We start from the raw sequence: 211 nt of genomic DNA, 5'->3' as shown, positions 1-211 counted from the left end.
CCCCCCTCTACAAGACTCTAGCCAACCAGTTTCAGATGCAATTCCCAAGTTAAGCTCGGGGGCTTTCACATCTGACTTAATTGACCGCCTGCGTGCGCTTTACGCCCAGTAATTCCGATTAACGCTTGCACCCTCCGTATTACCGCGGCTGCTGGCACGGAGTTAGCCGGTGCTTCTTCTGCGGGTAACGTCAATTGATAAGGGTATTAAC

At 52.1% G+C, this 211-nt stretch carries 1 rRNA gene; it reads right to left on the bottom strand.

Annotation, left to right across the window (positions count from 1 at the left end):
• A 16S ribosomal RNA gene (locus BHE89_RS04180) occupies positions 1–211 on the bottom strand; the annotation flags it as partial.

It is taken from the genome of Shigella sp. FC1967 (genome assembly GCF_001743005.1).
GTDB lineage: Bacteria > Pseudomonadota > Gammaproteobacteria > Enterobacterales > Enterobacteriaceae > Proteus.
Note: the sequence above shows the minus strand (reverse complement) of the source record. Positions and strands in the feature narration are given on the sequence as shown.